The organism is Mucilaginibacter sp. (assembly GCF_964263795.1).
Classification (GTDB): domain Bacteria; phylum Bacteroidota; class Bacteroidia; order Sphingobacteriales; family Sphingobacteriaceae; genus Mucilaginibacter.
Genome location: NZ_CAXVWK010000049.1, coordinates 1 through 14,828, shown reverse-complemented (window position 1 = coordinate 14,828; position 14,828 = coordinate 1). Strand labels below are relative to the sequence as shown.

Here is a 14,828-nt window from a genome sequence, read left to right as displayed (position 1 = left end):
GAAGCTGAAAATAAAGCTGGTGCCCGTTGCAAAAGAACTGGACGACAGGCATGTTACGCTATTTGTACTGCCTAAATTTGTTAACGAAACAGAATTTCTGTACAACGTAGAATACGAGTATAATGGTGTAACGGTACAGGCAGCTTTTGCCGATCAGCAATTCTTTTTTGGCAAAGGTGCAGGTGGCCACCCTACCGGCTCGGCTGTATTGTCGGATATCGCCGCTTTAAGGTATAACTACCAGTATGAGTATAAAAAGGCAAAAGAAGTAAACGACCTGCGTTTTACCAACGATGTAGAACTAAACATTTATTTGCGCTACCAGGACGATAGCCTGGTTGATGAACTTGAATTTGAACACATTCACGAACGTTTTTACTCGGGAAATTACAAGTTTGTTATTGGGAAGATCAATCTGCAAAAACTGATCGATAACCAACAACGTATATCAGATACGAAGGCCTTTGTGGCCTTTGCCGATCAGCTAACAGGGGTCAGTTTAGCCTCGGCACAAAAGCAAACAGCGAAAGTTTTTTAGTAGATTCTTCGCGCTGTTTCAGGCAAAAGGCTTCCTTTAGGAGGCCTTTTGCATTTCTGTATATTGGCGCCTTTGCGTAAGTTTAGCCGGTATTACAAATCTTCCTATAATAAATGCTGACGTTAAAAAAGGTAATCTTTAACAGGCCATTCCTGCTTTTTCTATGGTTTGGGCTTAGTCTGTTCGCTGTGGTACAGGGTGTTCATTACCATGATGGCATCTTCACTACCGATCACAACAACTACATCATCTACAAGCATAACATCTTAAACCTTATCCATCAGCATAGCCTTTTTGGGGCCGAGCCGGAGTTTTACTTCGATCTTAACCACTACGGCCCGGTTTTCGGGTTGATCATAGCACCTTTTGCTTTACTGCCTGATGGCATTGGCGTGGTGTTATGGGTAATGTTCCTGGCCTGGTCATTATACTTTGCAATTATAAAAATGCCGCTTACCGGTTTTCAAAAAACGGTGATCCTGCTGCTTAACATTAACAGCATGATGGGCTCGTCGGGCAATGTGCAGGTAAATCCGCTTATTATCGCTTTTGTGCTGTTCAGTTTTATATTTATCCGTAAACAAAAGGATTTCTGGGCCGCGCTGATGATCGTTTTAGGCACCGCAATTAAGCTTTATGGTGTTGTAGGGCTGGCATTTTTCTTTTTTTCGGATAATAAAATCAAGCTCATCCTCAGCTTAGTTTTTTGGTCGGTGGTTCTGTTTTTATTGCCAATGGCCATTTCCTCACCGGAATTTATCATAAAAACCTATCACGATTGGTATCCCGATCTGGTGGCCAAAAACGCGGCTAACATGACATCAACCCGTGCCTATGTTTGTGTAATGGGGATGATCAGCCGGATCTTTAATATTCCAAACTTCCCTACCCTTTCGGTACTATTACCGGGTATGGCGCTTTTTGCCTGGTCGATGTTTCGTATTAAATACTGGCGCAATTTGCAGTATCAGCTGTTGTTGCTGGCGTCAACCCTTATATTCTCGATCATCTTTAGTTCCAGTTCCGAGCCGCCTACCTATATCATCGCATTTATAGGCATCAGCATCTGGTATGTAAATTTGGACAGGCCGATAACCGGCTATGAGCGTTTCCTGCTGATATTCGCATTGGTGCTTACCAACTTCTCCCCTTCAGACTTGTTTCCAAGATACCTGAGGGTTAATTATGTGCTGCCTTATTATCTTAACGTGCTGCCATGTTTAATGATATGGCTCAAAATAGTTTATGAGATGCTTACCCGCGAGTTTAAGGATCATCCCGACGAAACTTTGTGGCACCTGCCTTCGAAAACAGTTATTAAAAATGAAAATCCCTGAAAAAACGAAAAGGCCCGGTAAGGGCCTTTTACATTTAGAATCACACTTATTAACTATATATTCCGATTAATATCCCAGTTCTCCAGATAGTCTGCTACCTTCTTAACAAACATGCCGCCAAGGGCACCATCTACTACCCTATGGTCATAAGATAACGACAGGAACATCATATGCCTGATGGCTATAGCGTCGCCCTGCGCGGTTTCAATTACTGCCGGTTTCTTTTTAATGGCGCCTACCGCTAAAATGGCCACCTGCGGCTGATTGATTATCGGTGTACCCATTACATTGCCAAACGAGCCAACATTAGTCAACGTGAACGTACCGTCTTTTACATCATCCGGCTGCAATTTGTTGTTGCGGGCACGGTTAGCCAGATCATTAACCGCTTTGGTTATGCCTAACAGGTTCAGCTGATCGGCTTGTTTGATTACAGGAACAATAAGGTTGCCGCTTGGTAACGCGGTTGCCATGCTGATGTTGATATTTTTCTTTTTGATGATCTGTGTACCGTTTACCTGTACATTGATCATAGGCAGCTGCTTAATGGCATGCACTACCGCTTCAATAAATATCGGTGTAAAGGTAATTTTTTCACCTTCGCGTTTTTCAAACGGGCCTTTTACTTTGTCGCGCCATTGCACAAGGCTGGTCACATCGGCCTCAACAAACGAAGTTACATGCGGGGAGGTTTGTTTGCTCATCACCATGTGGTCGGCAATGAGTTTGCGCATGCGGTCCATTTCGATGATCTCGTCACCGCCAGACATGGATACCGTTTTTGCAGGTGCCGCAGGCGCAGCTGTGGGCTGTGCTGGTTGTGCCGGTGTAGCTTGCGTAGTAGTTTTAGCCGCTGCCTGCGCTGCAGGTATTGCCGCTGCGTATTTCAAAACTTCCGGGTGCGGGGCTGCTTGTTCTGTCGTTGAGCCTGAAGCGCCGACCTGTGGTGATGCCACGCGTGATCCGCGCTTTTGGATATACTCCAGCAGGTCATCTTTGGTTAAACGGCCTTCGGCGCCTGTGCCGGGTATGGTTTCTAATTCGTTAGTATTAATACCTTCCTGCAGTGCTATATTTTTTACTAAGGGCGAATAAAAACGGTTCTCGAATTTAGCGCCGCTTGTATTTGGCTCTGCAATGGCTTTTTCTTCTAACTGGTCCATTCCCGGGATCCGGCTAGTTGCATCAGGTTCGGTTTCGTGCTGTGGCGCAACAACCGGTTCAGCCTCTTTTACGGGTTCGGGTTTTGTTTCCTGAGCGGCAGGTGCGGCTTCGGTTTCTTTGGCGTCGGTTTCGATAATAGCTATTACCGAACCTACCTGTACTATATCGTCTTCTTTAAAAAGCTGTTCTATCAGCTTGCCAGATACCGGAGATGGCACTTCGGAATCGACCTTGTCGGTCGCAATCTCCATAACCGCCTCATCTGCTTCAATATAATCGCCAGGGTTTTTAGTCCATTTAATTATAGTTGCCTCTGCAACACTTTCCCCCATCTTCGGCAATAATAACTGGTATTTGGCCATACACAAAAATATACTTGGTTAGATCAAAATTAGAAAAATTCGGGCCTTACTGCTCATTTTCTCTAAGTAAAGTAATCAACATAAAAAAGGCTGCTACAGCACTCCTTTCGATGTTTTGTAGGCGCTTGTTACCAAATGTGAATTTCTTTATCAGGGTTTTATTTGCATTTGCCGCCGCAATCCATACGGTACCAACCGGCTTTTCGTCGGTACCACCGCCCGGGCCGGCAATACCGGTTACAGCAATGGCGTAATCCGACTTAAAATTGCGCAGGGCACCCTCGGCCATTTCTTTTACGGTTTCGCTGCTAACGGCGCCTGTTTGCCATAAAGTTTCGTTCTTTACGCCTAAAATACTTTCCTTAAGCTCATATGCATAGGAAACCGCGCCGCCTAAAAACACCTGCGACGAGCCGGGATGCTGGGTGATGAGGTGAGATATGTAACCCCCGGTACAACTTTCGGCTGCGGTTAAGGTAAGGCCACGTTGGGCCATGTAGTTCAGCACCACTTTCTCAACCGGAATATCTTCCAGGGCAACAACATTGGCACCTATCCGCTCTACCAGCCTATGGGCATAGGTGTCCACCTGTTCCTGAAGTTCCGCATCGTTTTCGCCGTAGGCACTTAATCTCAGGCGTACCTGCCCCATTTTTGGCAAATAGGCCAGCTTAATATTGGCCGGCAGCGAATCCTCAATATCAGCGATCTTTTCGGCTAGGAACGACTCGCCTTCGCCTACTGTTAATATCGTTTTGTGGATGATGACCGGCAGCTTAAAGGTGGTTTTTAATTTCGGGATCACCGCCTCTTCTATCATGTATTTCATCTCGAATGGGACGCCCGGCATCGATACATAAACTTTACCACCTTCATTAAACCACATACCCGGCGCGGTGCCATTGTTATTTACAATCACCTCGCAGTTGGCGGGTACTTCGGCCTGTTTACGGTTTACGTCAAGCAGGGGGCGATTGTATCTTTTAAAGATATTCTCCACATTGGCCAGGGCATCATCGTTCATCACCATGCCAACATTAAAGTATTCGGCAAGGGTTTTTTTAGTGATATCATCCTTGGTAGGCCCTAAACCGCCGGTTATTAAAATAATGTCCGCCCTTGTAGCAGCCTCGGCAAGTGCCTTCAGGATATGTTCACGATCGTCAGATACCGACGAGATCTGCTTGATCCTGATCCCCTGCTGATTCAGTTTTTCGGCCATCCAGGCAGAGTTGGTATCCACTATCTGCCCTATTAATATCTCATCGCCAATGGTAATTATTTCTGCCAGCATTAGTTAAATGATTGGTTGTTAGTATAGTCGCTTCGTTTGCTCAGTTTAAGGTCCTGCAAAATAGATGCCTTTACCTTAATGGTTACATTGTATGATTTGTAATAGCCAAACGGCAGCCACTGTATAGACATATCCCAGCAATGCAAGTCGCGATAAATGGCAAAGGATGTAGCGCTGCTTAGCTGCCTAACCTTTAAGTCGTAAGTAGTATTGTACTGGATCTTCCACTTTTGGGTAAGGCTAAAATCACCACTTAGCATCAGCGTATTACTGGAGGTTGTGTTGGTAATGTTGTTTGAATAATTAAAGCTGTAATTGATAGACACGTTCCAGGGGATATTAAAATCGATATACTGCCCAGGGTCACCGTTTATCAGCGCAAGCTTTTGTGTTTGCTCAGGCGTCATGTTCTGCAGCGTGCCGTAAGGCTGCTGGCGTGGCTTTGCCTTAAAAGTAGTGGAGTTTAAGCTGCCGCTCATTGAAAAGTTGAAAGATTGCAGTAACGGGAATTTACCATCCTGAAACGTGTAGCGGTTAATGCGGTTTACATAATTAAGTACTGCACCGTTAGCTACGGAATCGCGCACCTGGTTAACATACGGGTCAAGTATGCCCCCAAAATTGATGTTTACCTTTTGATTGAGGATAGCCGTGTGGCCAGAAAACGAAATAGGCGATAACCTGAGTGAATCCTGTGCAAAGTTGTAAAAGGTTGAAATTGACAAACCCTGCAAGATCGGAATTTTGCGGTCTGTGCCGGATGTATCGGTACTCTTTGCTTTTACTTTTGCTTCGATGGTGTTATCTAAAGAGAAACCAATACCGGCCTGCTTGCCCGGCCCTGGCCCGGGGTAAACCGATTGCTCAAAAATTGAATAACGCTGTGCCGTGTATGGGTAAGGTACCGATGCCGGGCTAACTGCGGTTCGGTAGTAACCGTAGCTTGGGTCGCCAAAATCGGGGCGGTAGCTAAAGCTGATAGACGGCGTGGTTACGTGCCGTATAGACCGGATACTGCCGCGCTTAAAATCAAACTGGCCGTAATATTTGGTGGATATACCCGCGTTTAAATTATATTCTCCGGAACGGGCAAAGCCGCTAAGCGTATCGGTGATAGGCACTACCTGCCCGGCAATACTCCCCCGCTCGAACCGGCGGTTAATGGTTTGTAAATTCCAGCGCTCGATGTAGTTGGCGCTGGCGTTGAATTGAAAATAACGTAACAGGTTGGTGTTGAAACCAATAGGTATCGTGTGCTGAAAACCGGTTTGCAGGCGCTTGGTAAAGGTGTTGGCTTTAAAAAGCTCGGCTTCCGGCACCTCTGTTAATTTATTAGTACCCACCAGGCTGTAACCTACGGTAATTTTTTGAAACCACTTTTGCTCGGTGATCCGGTCCTTCGAATCAAACGGACTAAGCGTAGCCATGTTAAAGTTGAACGTGGGTAACTCCAGCGTCACTGTTTTTTTGGTAAGATCCTGGCTGTGGCCTAAGCTTACGTTTAAATTGAATGGCGTACCGGCCCATACCCGGCCATAGGCAATGCTCGATCGCAGGTTGTTTTGGGTAAGCGCCTGCAGGTTATAATTGTTTTGCGCCCTGTTGTTTTGGTAAAAGCTTGACGTACCCGCATTTACCGATGCACTGAACGTAGTGCCCGGGTTGGCGTTAGCATCCTGCGTGTGGTTCCAGGTGATGTTGAAATCTTTACGCGGCGGGTCGCCCGGAGCACCGTAATTGTGCGATCCGTAGCTGAGCACCAGGTTACCGCCGTATTTGTAGCGCTTTAAATACCGCGCCGATGAATTGATCTCGTAAGCACCACGGGAATAGATGGTACCCATTGTAGTCACATCGATATTTTCATTAAGGGCAACGTAGTACCCAAAGTTGCGTAGGTAAAAGCCCAGCCGCTGGTCTTCGCCAAAGGTGGGCAGTATAAAGCCGGATGTGCGGGAGTTAGGTTTCGGGAAAAAACCGAAGGGCAAACCTAAAGGTAAGGGCACCCCTTCTATTTCCAGATAAGCCAATTTAGATATGATCCTGTTTTTTTGACCGATACCCTGTGTTATCACGATGCCGAAATGTGTATCGGGCATCGGCAGGTCACAAGTACTAAAGATAACGTTACGGTAGGCAACCTCGTCCTCGCTGATGCGTTTGGCCTGTCCGCCAGATATGTAATTGCCTTCCTGCTCGGTAGCGGGGTTCCAGGTTTTACCTTTTTTTGATTTATAATCAAAAAGTAATGAATCAGAAGCAACAGGCTTTTCCTGCTTTGATTTAGCCAGGGGCCTGCCTACGTACCGTTTAGATTTTGGGTCGATGCTACCACGGGCAAATATCAGGTGGTTTTTTTGATCAACGCGTATATAATCGGCGTCCAGCTCAAAATCTTCATAAACTACGTGAGCTTTTCCCCACAGGTAATAGATTTTGTTTTCCTGATCGAAGTAGGAAGAATCCACGGCCGTGGCATGCGTCATTGCCTGATCTTTGCTGTTCTTAGCCGTATCTGTTTGTGTGTACGGGCGGTTGGTTGGTGCCGTTTTAGCTGTCGGTGTCGTTTTGCCTTGTTTAAACAGCTTTTTGTCCCTAACCGAATCCATCTTTATAATGGTATCTTTAGCCGCTATTGAAGCGTGGCCATGGCGCGGGGTTGCCATAACATTTACCATTAATATAAGTGCAAACAGAAAAAAAAGGCTAACTAATTTCAAAATTGATTATGAATAGTATTTTTGCAGGTACAGTTAACAGCGTTCAAACATAATGAAAAATAAAATATTGGACAGGTTGAAAAAGTTGATTTTAGGCCCTTCGGCATTAATAATATCCCTTTCCCTTTTTTCATTTAAACCACCCTGTCCCGCAGAAAAAGATACCACTTTAGCTAACTCGGCAAAACTCAAAACCATAATTGTTGATGCAGGCCACGGTGTTAAGGCCGAGGGCTCGCCGGCGGGGCATTATTCGCGCGGTGCCGACGGTTCTTTTTCTACAGAAAGGAATGTAACGCTTGCCATTGCCTTAAAATTGCAAAAGGCTTTAGAAAAAGATGTACCCGGTGTAAAGGCTGTTTTAACACGGCCAACATCTGATGATGTATCTTTTGAAAGACGTGCCCAGATCGCTAACGAAAACAAAGGCAACCTGTTTATATCCATTCATTGTAACTCCCTGTCGGACAGGGTTATCAGGGAGCGTGTTGGCGGTACTGCACGCCGGCCAAAATACCGCAGCGCTAGGGTGCCGGATAAGTCGGGCAAAGGCGCTTTGCTGCTTATTTACGGTTTAAAGCGATCTACCGAAGCCGAAAGAGAAATAAAAAACAACCAGGTGGAGAATGAAAGCGACCTGGATGGCGACGGTTTAGACCCCAACGACCCTACGGTTATCATTCTTACAAATGAATACAAGCGTAAGTTTCGTAAACAAAGTGTGAATATCGCAAACTTTATTAGCGACGAAATTGTTCAGACTGACGGTAGGCGTAGCGAAGGTTTACGCGAGCAAAGTATTTACGTGCTTTGCCATGCTGCCATGCCATCTGTACTGGTTGAAACCGGCTACATTAATAACCCTGATGACGAGGAGTACTTAAACTCGGACGAAGGGCAAAAAGAGATAGTAAATTCAATTGTACGTGCGGTAAACAATTATAAAAAGCAACTGGAACAAGTAACTACAAATTAGGCCTTATAGCCTAAACTTTAAAACATTATACCTTGAAAATATCTAACGAAACTAAAATTGGCGCACTTACAGCAGTATCTATCACTATTTTAGTATTAGGATACAGCTTTTTAAAAGGGAACGATGTTTTCTCGGGCTCAAATAAGTTTTACGCCATTTACCGTAGCGTAGAGGGCTTAACCGTATCTAAACCGGTATTGGTGAATGGTTTTCAGATAGGCCGAGTATCAAAAATGGAACTTCACGAAGATGGCCGTACTACTGTAGAGTTTAAGATCGACCCCAAATACAATATCCCATCCAACACGCTGGCTAAGCTGGAAAGTACCGATCTTTTAGGTGGTAAAGCAATTGTTTTCCAACTAGGCAACAGCCGCGAGTATGCCGAAGATAAAGATACTCTACGTGCCGATATACAAGGCAGTCTGGCCGAAAGCCTGCAGCCTATTCAGCGTAAGGCTGAGGTGCTGATGACCAAGATCGACTCGTCGTTAACAGCTATAAATAAAATCATGAACCCTACCTTTCAAAAAAATGTGGACCGCAGCTTTGCCAGCATTGCCAATTCCCTGCAAACGCTTGAAGGGACTACTAAAAAGATTGACGCTTTAGTTGGTTCGCAAAGTACTCATATCGATGCGATTATGGGCAATGCCGAAACGGTATCGGGCAACCTTAAGGTAAGTACATCGCACCTGAACGGTATCGCTACTAACTTCGAAAAATTCAGCAACGACCTGTCTAACTCCAACATCAAACAAACCCTTGATAATGCTAATCAGGCTGTAAGCGGCCTGCAAGCCACTGTAGCCAAAATTAACAGTACAGATGGATCTTTAGGTTTACTGATGAACGACAAAAAGATGTACAATAATCTTAACGATGCATCAAACAACCTCAACAACTTATTCATCGACATTAAGGCACACCCAAGCCGCTATGTAAGCTTCTCGGTATTCGGTAAAAAGGGAAACTAAAGTCATTGAGGGCTTGTAGTTAACCAATATGGCTATTTCGCAAGATTCATGACCCGGTGATTGCAAGGTGGACGACTGTTGATCCGCTCGCGGAGAAAATGCGGAGGCACTCGGCTTATAATTACGGCTTTGACAATCCCATTAGGTTTACTGACCCTGATGGGATGGCGCCAACGGATGGTCCGGATGATCCTAAAAGTAAAAAGAAACTTCTTATACTCCTGTCATAACATTAGGAGCTCAATTTAAAGGGGAGGTAAATATATTGGGTGTGAAATTAGGCTTTGAAATTAATGCAGCAAGTTTTGACCTAATTGTCGTTCGGGATAACAGATCAATGGGTACCGAAAAAGTCACCAAAGAAAATAGATTATAAGACGGGCCAGTCCACATCTCAGCTAGTAAGTAAGAAAACTGTTGATAAAGAAAGTTGGGGTGTAAAAGCTGCTGCCTTATTGGGAATAGAGCTATCTAGAGATGTATCAGTGAAAGGCCAAAACCAAGTAAAGAACAAAAAGAAATGAATAACTTATTACAAATAAAGCATTGGCAATTATTTATATTGATTTTTCTACCCATAATAATTGTTGACACAATTGACAATGATATCAGATTATTTGACTTGTTAGGGTCTTTATGGACTACAATTGTATATTTATCATGGCTTTATTCAATAATATTAAAAACCAACAAAATTAAATCTATACCAAGATTTATGTATCTGGCCTTCATCGTTTGCAAATACATTTTAATTTTATTTATCCTATCGGCATTGTTCCTTTACGGAACAAATAATAATGGATATTCATTTTATTGGGTGGTACCGGCTCTATTTGCAGGACTTATCGCGATGTTTTATATTTTATATTTTACGGCTTATTGTTTAGTTAAATCCGAAAAAATGAATATCGATGTGTTTGCTACTTTTTTAGCTTTTTGGTTTTTTCCTATTGGTGTCTTTATCATACAGCCTAGAATAAACAAGATATTGATAAATCTTAATCATGCCGATTAAGATTATTACGATTATGGCGCGCGGTTCTATGATCCAGTCATAGCTCGTTGGACAACTTTAGATCTGAAGGCAGAAAAAGATAGAAGGTGGAGTCCTTATAACTATGCTGGAGATAATCCAATCAGGAATATTGATCTGATGTAATGTGGCCGTTCCCTGTCAATATCCGCGCTTTTGCACCATTTAAACAGTTTGGGGGTTATTTTGATGGAGATAATGGAGGTTATAGTACATCTATGACAGCAACTTCAAGAGTTGCGCAGAACTTTACTGTTGATCCGGCTAAAGGGACGCATACTAACCCAAATACCTTTTCCAGCCCTTCCCATCATCCTTGGTTTGGAACTGCAACTGCAAAAGATGATAAAGGTAGTATAACTAATTTCAAGTCAACCGAAAACAACGATGGGAGTAATACAGTTTCATTCACATCTAACATGGCAGGGCACCTTCCTTTAATTCCGTCTGCCGATATTAATGTCATGCTAACTTTACGCTCACTGAAAATGATAAAGCCGGTACTTTACAAGTTAATGCTGTACAAATTGGTGACGCATTTCCAACCGCTGAAACAATGATTGGAGACACAAAAGGAAATCAATTGTTTATAGGAGTAAGTCCTGCGACTGCGGGAGGAACTTTAGGCCCTTACGAAAAGCTTGCGGTTGATAATGATAGGCCAATGATTTCATCGAGTTTTACAATAACAATTGATGGCAAAGAAGTATTTACCGGAGTTCAGCAAGGTGATAAAAAATACACCACAGCTGAATGGAATAAAATGAATTAAAGCAAACCAACAGGAACCCAATTTATACAATCATGAAAATACTTTTAACAAACTGGATAAACCTCTTAGGCGTCTTTATAGTCAACTTTGCATTTTCTGTTGTATTGACTTTAACAGATCCAAGTTTATCGTATAATATCTTCCAAGCTATGCTTGCAGCCCTATTTTCTGTTTTGGGTTACGGAATGATGTTTTGGGCATTGTTTATAGTTTCATTGGTCATTATGGACTTGATTCTAATAATCCCTAACAGGAAAAACCTTAAAATAAGACTTTTAATAGAATGGATTATTATTAGCAGTCCATTCATTTATTGGACGGTTAAATACCATGAGTGGATATTTGTTGCAGCAGTCATAGCTTTTTTCATATCGCAACAATTGCGGGAAAAACGAATAATGGTGAAACAAGCCTTAAAACACTTACAGCCAACAAATCAGGGGCATTGAATCCAGCATCCGTTGCAAGAGCTCAGCAAGTTTTACAAAGCTTAAAAACTCATTTCTAATGAAAAAAATTAAATTCCAAATTCAAAATTGTAGTAACGAAATAATGTCATTAAACAAGGAGCCTGAGGCAGTAGAGGCAATTATTGATGTACAGGAAGTAATTGAAGTTGAAACGAATGAAGAAGAAGACAATATTTTGATAGATGTTGGTAAGAAAAAAGATGGAACAATTTACATTCAAATATGGGATGCGCGTAATACAAACTACATAATATATCATAAAGTAAAAGATATGCTTGAAGAGTATTTATAGTAGAAGGTGCTGATGTTAACAATTACTACCCCTGTTAGTCGTAGTGATAGAAAATGGCGCTGTCCGAATGTCTCCGACTTCAGACGACTATATTAACAGTTTTATACTACCCATCTACGATCTCCGTTAAAATCAACTAAACAGTTAGTTTTTATGTTAACCCACCTTTTTTACAATCATCTGATTTTCATTATTTTAATGTGATTTTTAAGAAAAAAGTGTTAACCTTTGTTAATAGTTGTACTGTTTTTAGCAACACATGCACATCAGATTTTTGAGTGGACTTTATTCGCTAATTATAAAGGTCTTACCTTCAATTGCCAGTTCGGTATTTGGGAATACAGACTGTGCTTCGTCCAATAGCTCGTTCAAGGTTTTATAACGGGCGGAGAAATGCCCGATGATGAGCTTACCGGCTTTAGTATCTAAAGCTACCTGTGCGGCCTGCAAAGCGGTGGTGTGATGCGTTTGGTTAGCCCTATCCAGCATATCATTTAAAAAGGTAGCTTCGTGATACAGCAAACTTGCGCCGGTAATTTGCGCAAAGTATTTTGGATTGTATAGCGTGTCTGAACAGTAAGCGTAACTTTTAGGTTCGGCCGAATCAACGGTCAGCGTGTCATTCTTATAAACGGTACCGTCGGCAGCCTCATAATCCCTACCTTTTTTTAGCGCAGTAAAATACGGAACGGGTATCTGCAACTCTTCTATCCTGTCTTTGATCAGCTTACGCATCCGCTTTTTCTGTTTAAACAGGAAGCCGGTGCAGGATATGCGATGATCCAGCGGAATAGTCTCGACAGTTATATCCTGGTTATCTAAAATAACTTCAGATACATCTGTCCGGGTAAAGATAAATTCAACAGGGTAATGTAGTGTGGTTTCAGAGTACTTGAGCTGCAGGTCTATGAGTTCCTTCAAAGGCGCGGGACAAAACAGCTGCAGCTTTTTGGTGCGCCCGTTCAGGTGCATAGACGACATGAGGCCTACCAACCCCAGGTAATGATCGCCGTGTAGATGGCTGATGAATATATAATCGATACGGCTGCCCTTTACATCAAAGCGCAGCATTTGCTGTTGCGTGCCTTCGGCGCAATCTATCAGATACAGCTTCTCGTTAATATTAAGAACCTGCGCAGTAGGGTTTCTGTTAAAAATTGGCGTTGCAGAACTGCTGCCCAGTATCGTTACTTCGAATTTCATACCGGGAGCCCGCTTAATTATCTGATCTCTTTCTTTAACTCTTTTTCTATCTCTTCCATAAAAATATAGTCTATAGCTTCTTCGGAGCTTGGTACAATTGTAAGCACGTTATCCAGCTGAGAAATGGTGATAAGGCGTGATACAGATTCGTTTAAACCACAAAGAATGAAAGAACCTTCGGCACGCTTGCAAATGCGATGACCTACCAGCAAGCTGCTCAGGCCAGATGAATCGGCAAACTTTACGTTAGAAAGATCGAGGATGATATTGCGCTGACCTTCGGTATTGATCAGGATCAACTCAGACTTCAGCTGCGGGGTAACCAACGAATTCAATTTGGATTCGTTAAGTTTTAAAAGAATATATTTCTCGTGCTTATCAACTGAAAATTTCATTTTTTGTATTATTTAACAGCTAAGATATAATTATTTTATATTTAAATAAAAACTTACAGCGTCGCAATTGCATTATTGATAGCTTGCTCTACCCTAACAACCACGTCCTGTGATTCGGGTTTTATAAATTGCTCGCCGGTAATCTGCTCGTACAATTCAATGTACCGGGCCGATATGGATTCGACGATCTCCCTGGTCATTTGCGGCACGGTTTGCCCGTCCTTACCCTGAAAGCCATTCTCTATCAGCCACCGCCTTACAAATTCTTTAGACAATTGCTTTTGAGCTTCACCGCTTGCCTGCCTTTGCTCATAACCATCACTATAAAAATACCGCGACGAATCAGGCGTGTGGATCTCATCTATCAAATAAATGGTGTCACCTACTTTGCCAAACTCATACTTGGTATCAACCAGTATCAGCCCCTGAGCAGCTGCGATTTCGGTACCGCGTTTAAATAGCTGGCGGGTGTAGCTTTCTAACTGCGCATAGTCAGCCTCGCTTACAATGCCTTTGGCAAGGATGTCCTCGCGGGAGATGTCCTCATCGTGCCCCACAGACGCTTTTGTTGTTGGTGTAATAATGGGTTCAGGCAGGATATCGTTTTCTTTTAAACCTTCGGGCAGGGTAACACCGCACACCTGCCGTTTGCCCAAAGCATATTCACGGGCGGCATGGCCGGCCAGATATCCGCGGATCACCATCTCTACCTTAAATGGCTCGCAAATGCGGCCGATGGTAACGCTCGGGTCCGGAACGCTGATCACCCAGTTAGGTACAATATCTGCTGTTGCAGCTAAAAACTTAGCCGCTATCTGGTTTAGCACTTGTCCTTTGTACGGTATTGGCTCCGGTAGCACCACGTCAAAGGCCGAGATCCTGTCGGTAACCACCATGGCCAAGTATTTATCCGCTATGGTGTAAACATCACGTACTTTACCTTTATAGTAATTAGTTTGCCCCTTAAAATTGTAATGTGTTTCTTTTATAGCGTCCATGTGAATGAGTGATGGAGAATGGTAAGTGGTGAATGGTAAAACTAACCTCTAGTCACTACTCACCATTCACTATTATTGTATATCCCCGTAAGCTTCCAGGATGCGTTTAACCAGCTTGTGGCGTACAACATCTTCGCCGCTCAGGTAAACAATATCTATACCTTTAATATCTGTTAGTATACGCAGCGCAGTATATAAACCCGACTGCTGTTTTTTGGGAAGATCTATCTGTGTTACATCACCGGTAACAATGAACTTTGCAGATGGCCCCATACGGGTTAAAAACATCTTCAACTG

Annotated in this window: 15 protein-coding genes and 1 pseudogene; 9 read left to right on the top strand and 7 right to left on the bottom strand. The window is 43.2% G+C overall.

Going from position 1 to position 14,828, the window contains the following annotated elements:
* A pseudogene (locus ACE5CV_RS08705) lies at positions 1 to 538 on the top strand (homoserine dehydrogenase); the annotation flags it as partial.
* A gap of 113 nt (positions 539 to 651) precedes the next feature.
* Positions 652 to 1,875 (top strand): glycosyltransferase family 87 protein, encoded by a 1,224-nt coding sequence (locus ACE5CV_RS08700; protein ID WP_374949779.1) that lies wholly within the window; start codon positions 652 to 654, stop codon positions 1,873 to 1,875.
* Between the two features lie 53 nt (positions 1,876 to 1,928).
* Here the strand turns inward: ACE5CV_RS08700 and ACE5CV_RS08695 are convergent, their stop codons facing one another.
* Genes ACE5CV_RS08695 through ACE5CV_RS08685 form a run of 3 tightly spaced genes read right to left on the bottom strand, consistent with a single transcriptional unit; the run spans position 1,929 to position 7,361 of the window.
* Positions 1,929 to 3,401, bottom strand: a complete 1,473-nt coding sequence (locus ACE5CV_RS08695) for a dihydrolipoamide acetyltransferase family protein (RefSeq protein ID WP_374949778.1) — start codon at positions 3,399 to 3,401, stop codon at positions 1,929 to 1,931.
* A gap of 46 nt (positions 3,402 to 3,447) precedes the next feature.
* The gene (locus tag ACE5CV_RS08690; RefSeq protein ID WP_374949777.1) at positions 3,448 to 4,695 is read right to left on the bottom strand and encodes a competence/damage-inducible protein A; all 1,248 of its coding nucleotides are present in this window, start codon (positions 4,693 to 4,695) and stop codon (positions 3,448 to 3,450) included.
* Positions 4,695 to 7,361, bottom strand: coding sequence for a putative LPS assembly protein LptD (locus ACE5CV_RS08685; RefSeq protein ID WP_374949776.1), 2,667 nt, complete (start codon positions 7,359 to 7,361; stop codon positions 4,695 to 4,697). The genes ACE5CV_RS08690 and ACE5CV_RS08685 overlap by 1 nt, the downstream gene beginning before the upstream one ends.
* Positions 7,362 to 7,467: 106 nt before the next feature.
* Here ACE5CV_RS08685 and ACE5CV_RS08680 point away from each other — a divergent pair, with 106 nt between their 5' ends.
* The 7 genes from ACE5CV_RS08680 to ACE5CV_RS08650 all read left to right on the top strand — a co-directional run bounded on the left by ACE5CV_RS08680 (position 7,468) and on the right by ACE5CV_RS08650 (position 11,935).
* Positions 7,468 to 8,391 carry an N-acetylmuramoyl-L-alanine amidase gene (locus tag ACE5CV_RS08680; protein WP_374949775.1) on the top strand — a complete coding sequence of 308 codons (924 nt, stop codon included), beginning with the start codon at positions 7,468 to 7,470 and terminating at the stop codon, positions 8,389 to 8,391.
* A 32-nt stretch (positions 8,392 to 8,423) separates the two neighbouring features.
* Positions 8,424 to 9,368 (top strand): MlaD family protein, encoded by a 945-nt coding sequence (locus tag ACE5CV_RS08675; RefSeq protein ID WP_374949774.1) that lies wholly within the window; start codon positions 8,424 to 8,426, stop codon positions 9,366 to 9,368.
* A gap of 1,054 nt (positions 9,369 to 10,422) precedes the next feature.
* Positions 10,423 to 10,527 carry a hypothetical protein gene (locus ACE5CV_RS08670; protein ID WP_374949780.1) on the top strand — a complete coding sequence of 35 codons (105 nt, stop codon included), beginning with the start codon at positions 10,423 to 10,425 and terminating at the stop codon, positions 10,525 to 10,527.
* Positions 10,527 to 10,961: a hypothetical protein gene (locus ACE5CV_RS08665; protein ID WP_374949773.1), complete on the top strand. Its 435-nt coding sequence runs from the start codon at positions 10,527 to 10,529 to the stop codon at positions 10,959 to 10,961. The genes ACE5CV_RS08670 and ACE5CV_RS08665 overlap by 1 nt, the downstream gene beginning before the upstream one ends.
* Positions 10,958 to 11,173 (top strand): hypothetical protein, encoded by a 216-nt coding sequence (locus tag ACE5CV_RS08660; protein WP_374949772.1) that lies wholly within the window; start codon positions 10,958 to 10,960, stop codon positions 11,171 to 11,173. The genes ACE5CV_RS08665 and ACE5CV_RS08660 overlap by 4 nt, the downstream gene beginning before the upstream one ends.
* Before the next feature lie 32 nt (positions 11,174 to 11,205).
* Positions 11,206 to 11,622: a hypothetical protein gene (locus tag ACE5CV_RS08655; RefSeq protein ID WP_374949771.1), complete on the top strand. Its 417-nt coding sequence runs from the start codon at positions 11,206 to 11,208 to the stop codon at positions 11,620 to 11,622.
* 58 nt (positions 11,623 to 11,680) lie between these two features.
* The gene (locus ACE5CV_RS08650) at positions 11,681 to 11,935 is read left to right on the top strand and encodes a hypothetical protein (protein ID WP_374949770.1); all 255 of its coding nucleotides are present in this window, start codon (positions 11,681 to 11,683) and stop codon (positions 11,933 to 11,935) included.
* A 285-nt stretch (positions 11,936 to 12,220) separates the two neighbouring features.
* Here the strand turns inward: ACE5CV_RS08650 and ACE5CV_RS08645 are convergent, their stop codons facing one another.
* The 4 genes from ACE5CV_RS08645 to ACE5CV_RS08630 all read right to left on the bottom strand — a co-directional run.
* A complete protein-coding gene (locus ACE5CV_RS08645) occupies positions 12,221 to 13,138 on the bottom strand; it encodes a ribonuclease Z (protein WP_374949769.1) in 918 nt (305 codons plus the stop codon).
* A 17-nt stretch (positions 13,139 to 13,155) separates the two neighbouring features.
* A complete protein-coding gene (locus tag ACE5CV_RS08640; protein WP_374949768.1) occupies positions 13,156 to 13,533 on the bottom strand; it encodes an STAS domain-containing protein in 378 nt (125 codons plus the stop codon).
* A gap of 53 nt (positions 13,534 to 13,586) precedes the next feature.
* Positions 13,587 to 14,531, bottom strand: coding sequence for a phosphoribosylaminoimidazolesuccinocarboxamide synthase (locus tag ACE5CV_RS08635; RefSeq protein WP_374949767.1), 945 nt, complete (start codon positions 14,529 to 14,531; stop codon positions 13,587 to 13,589).
* Positions 14,532 to 14,603: 72 nt separating this feature from the next.
* Positions 14,604 to 14,828: PhoH family protein (locus tag ACE5CV_RS08630; protein ID WP_374949766.1), on the bottom strand; the 225-nt coding region annotated here is incomplete at its 5' end.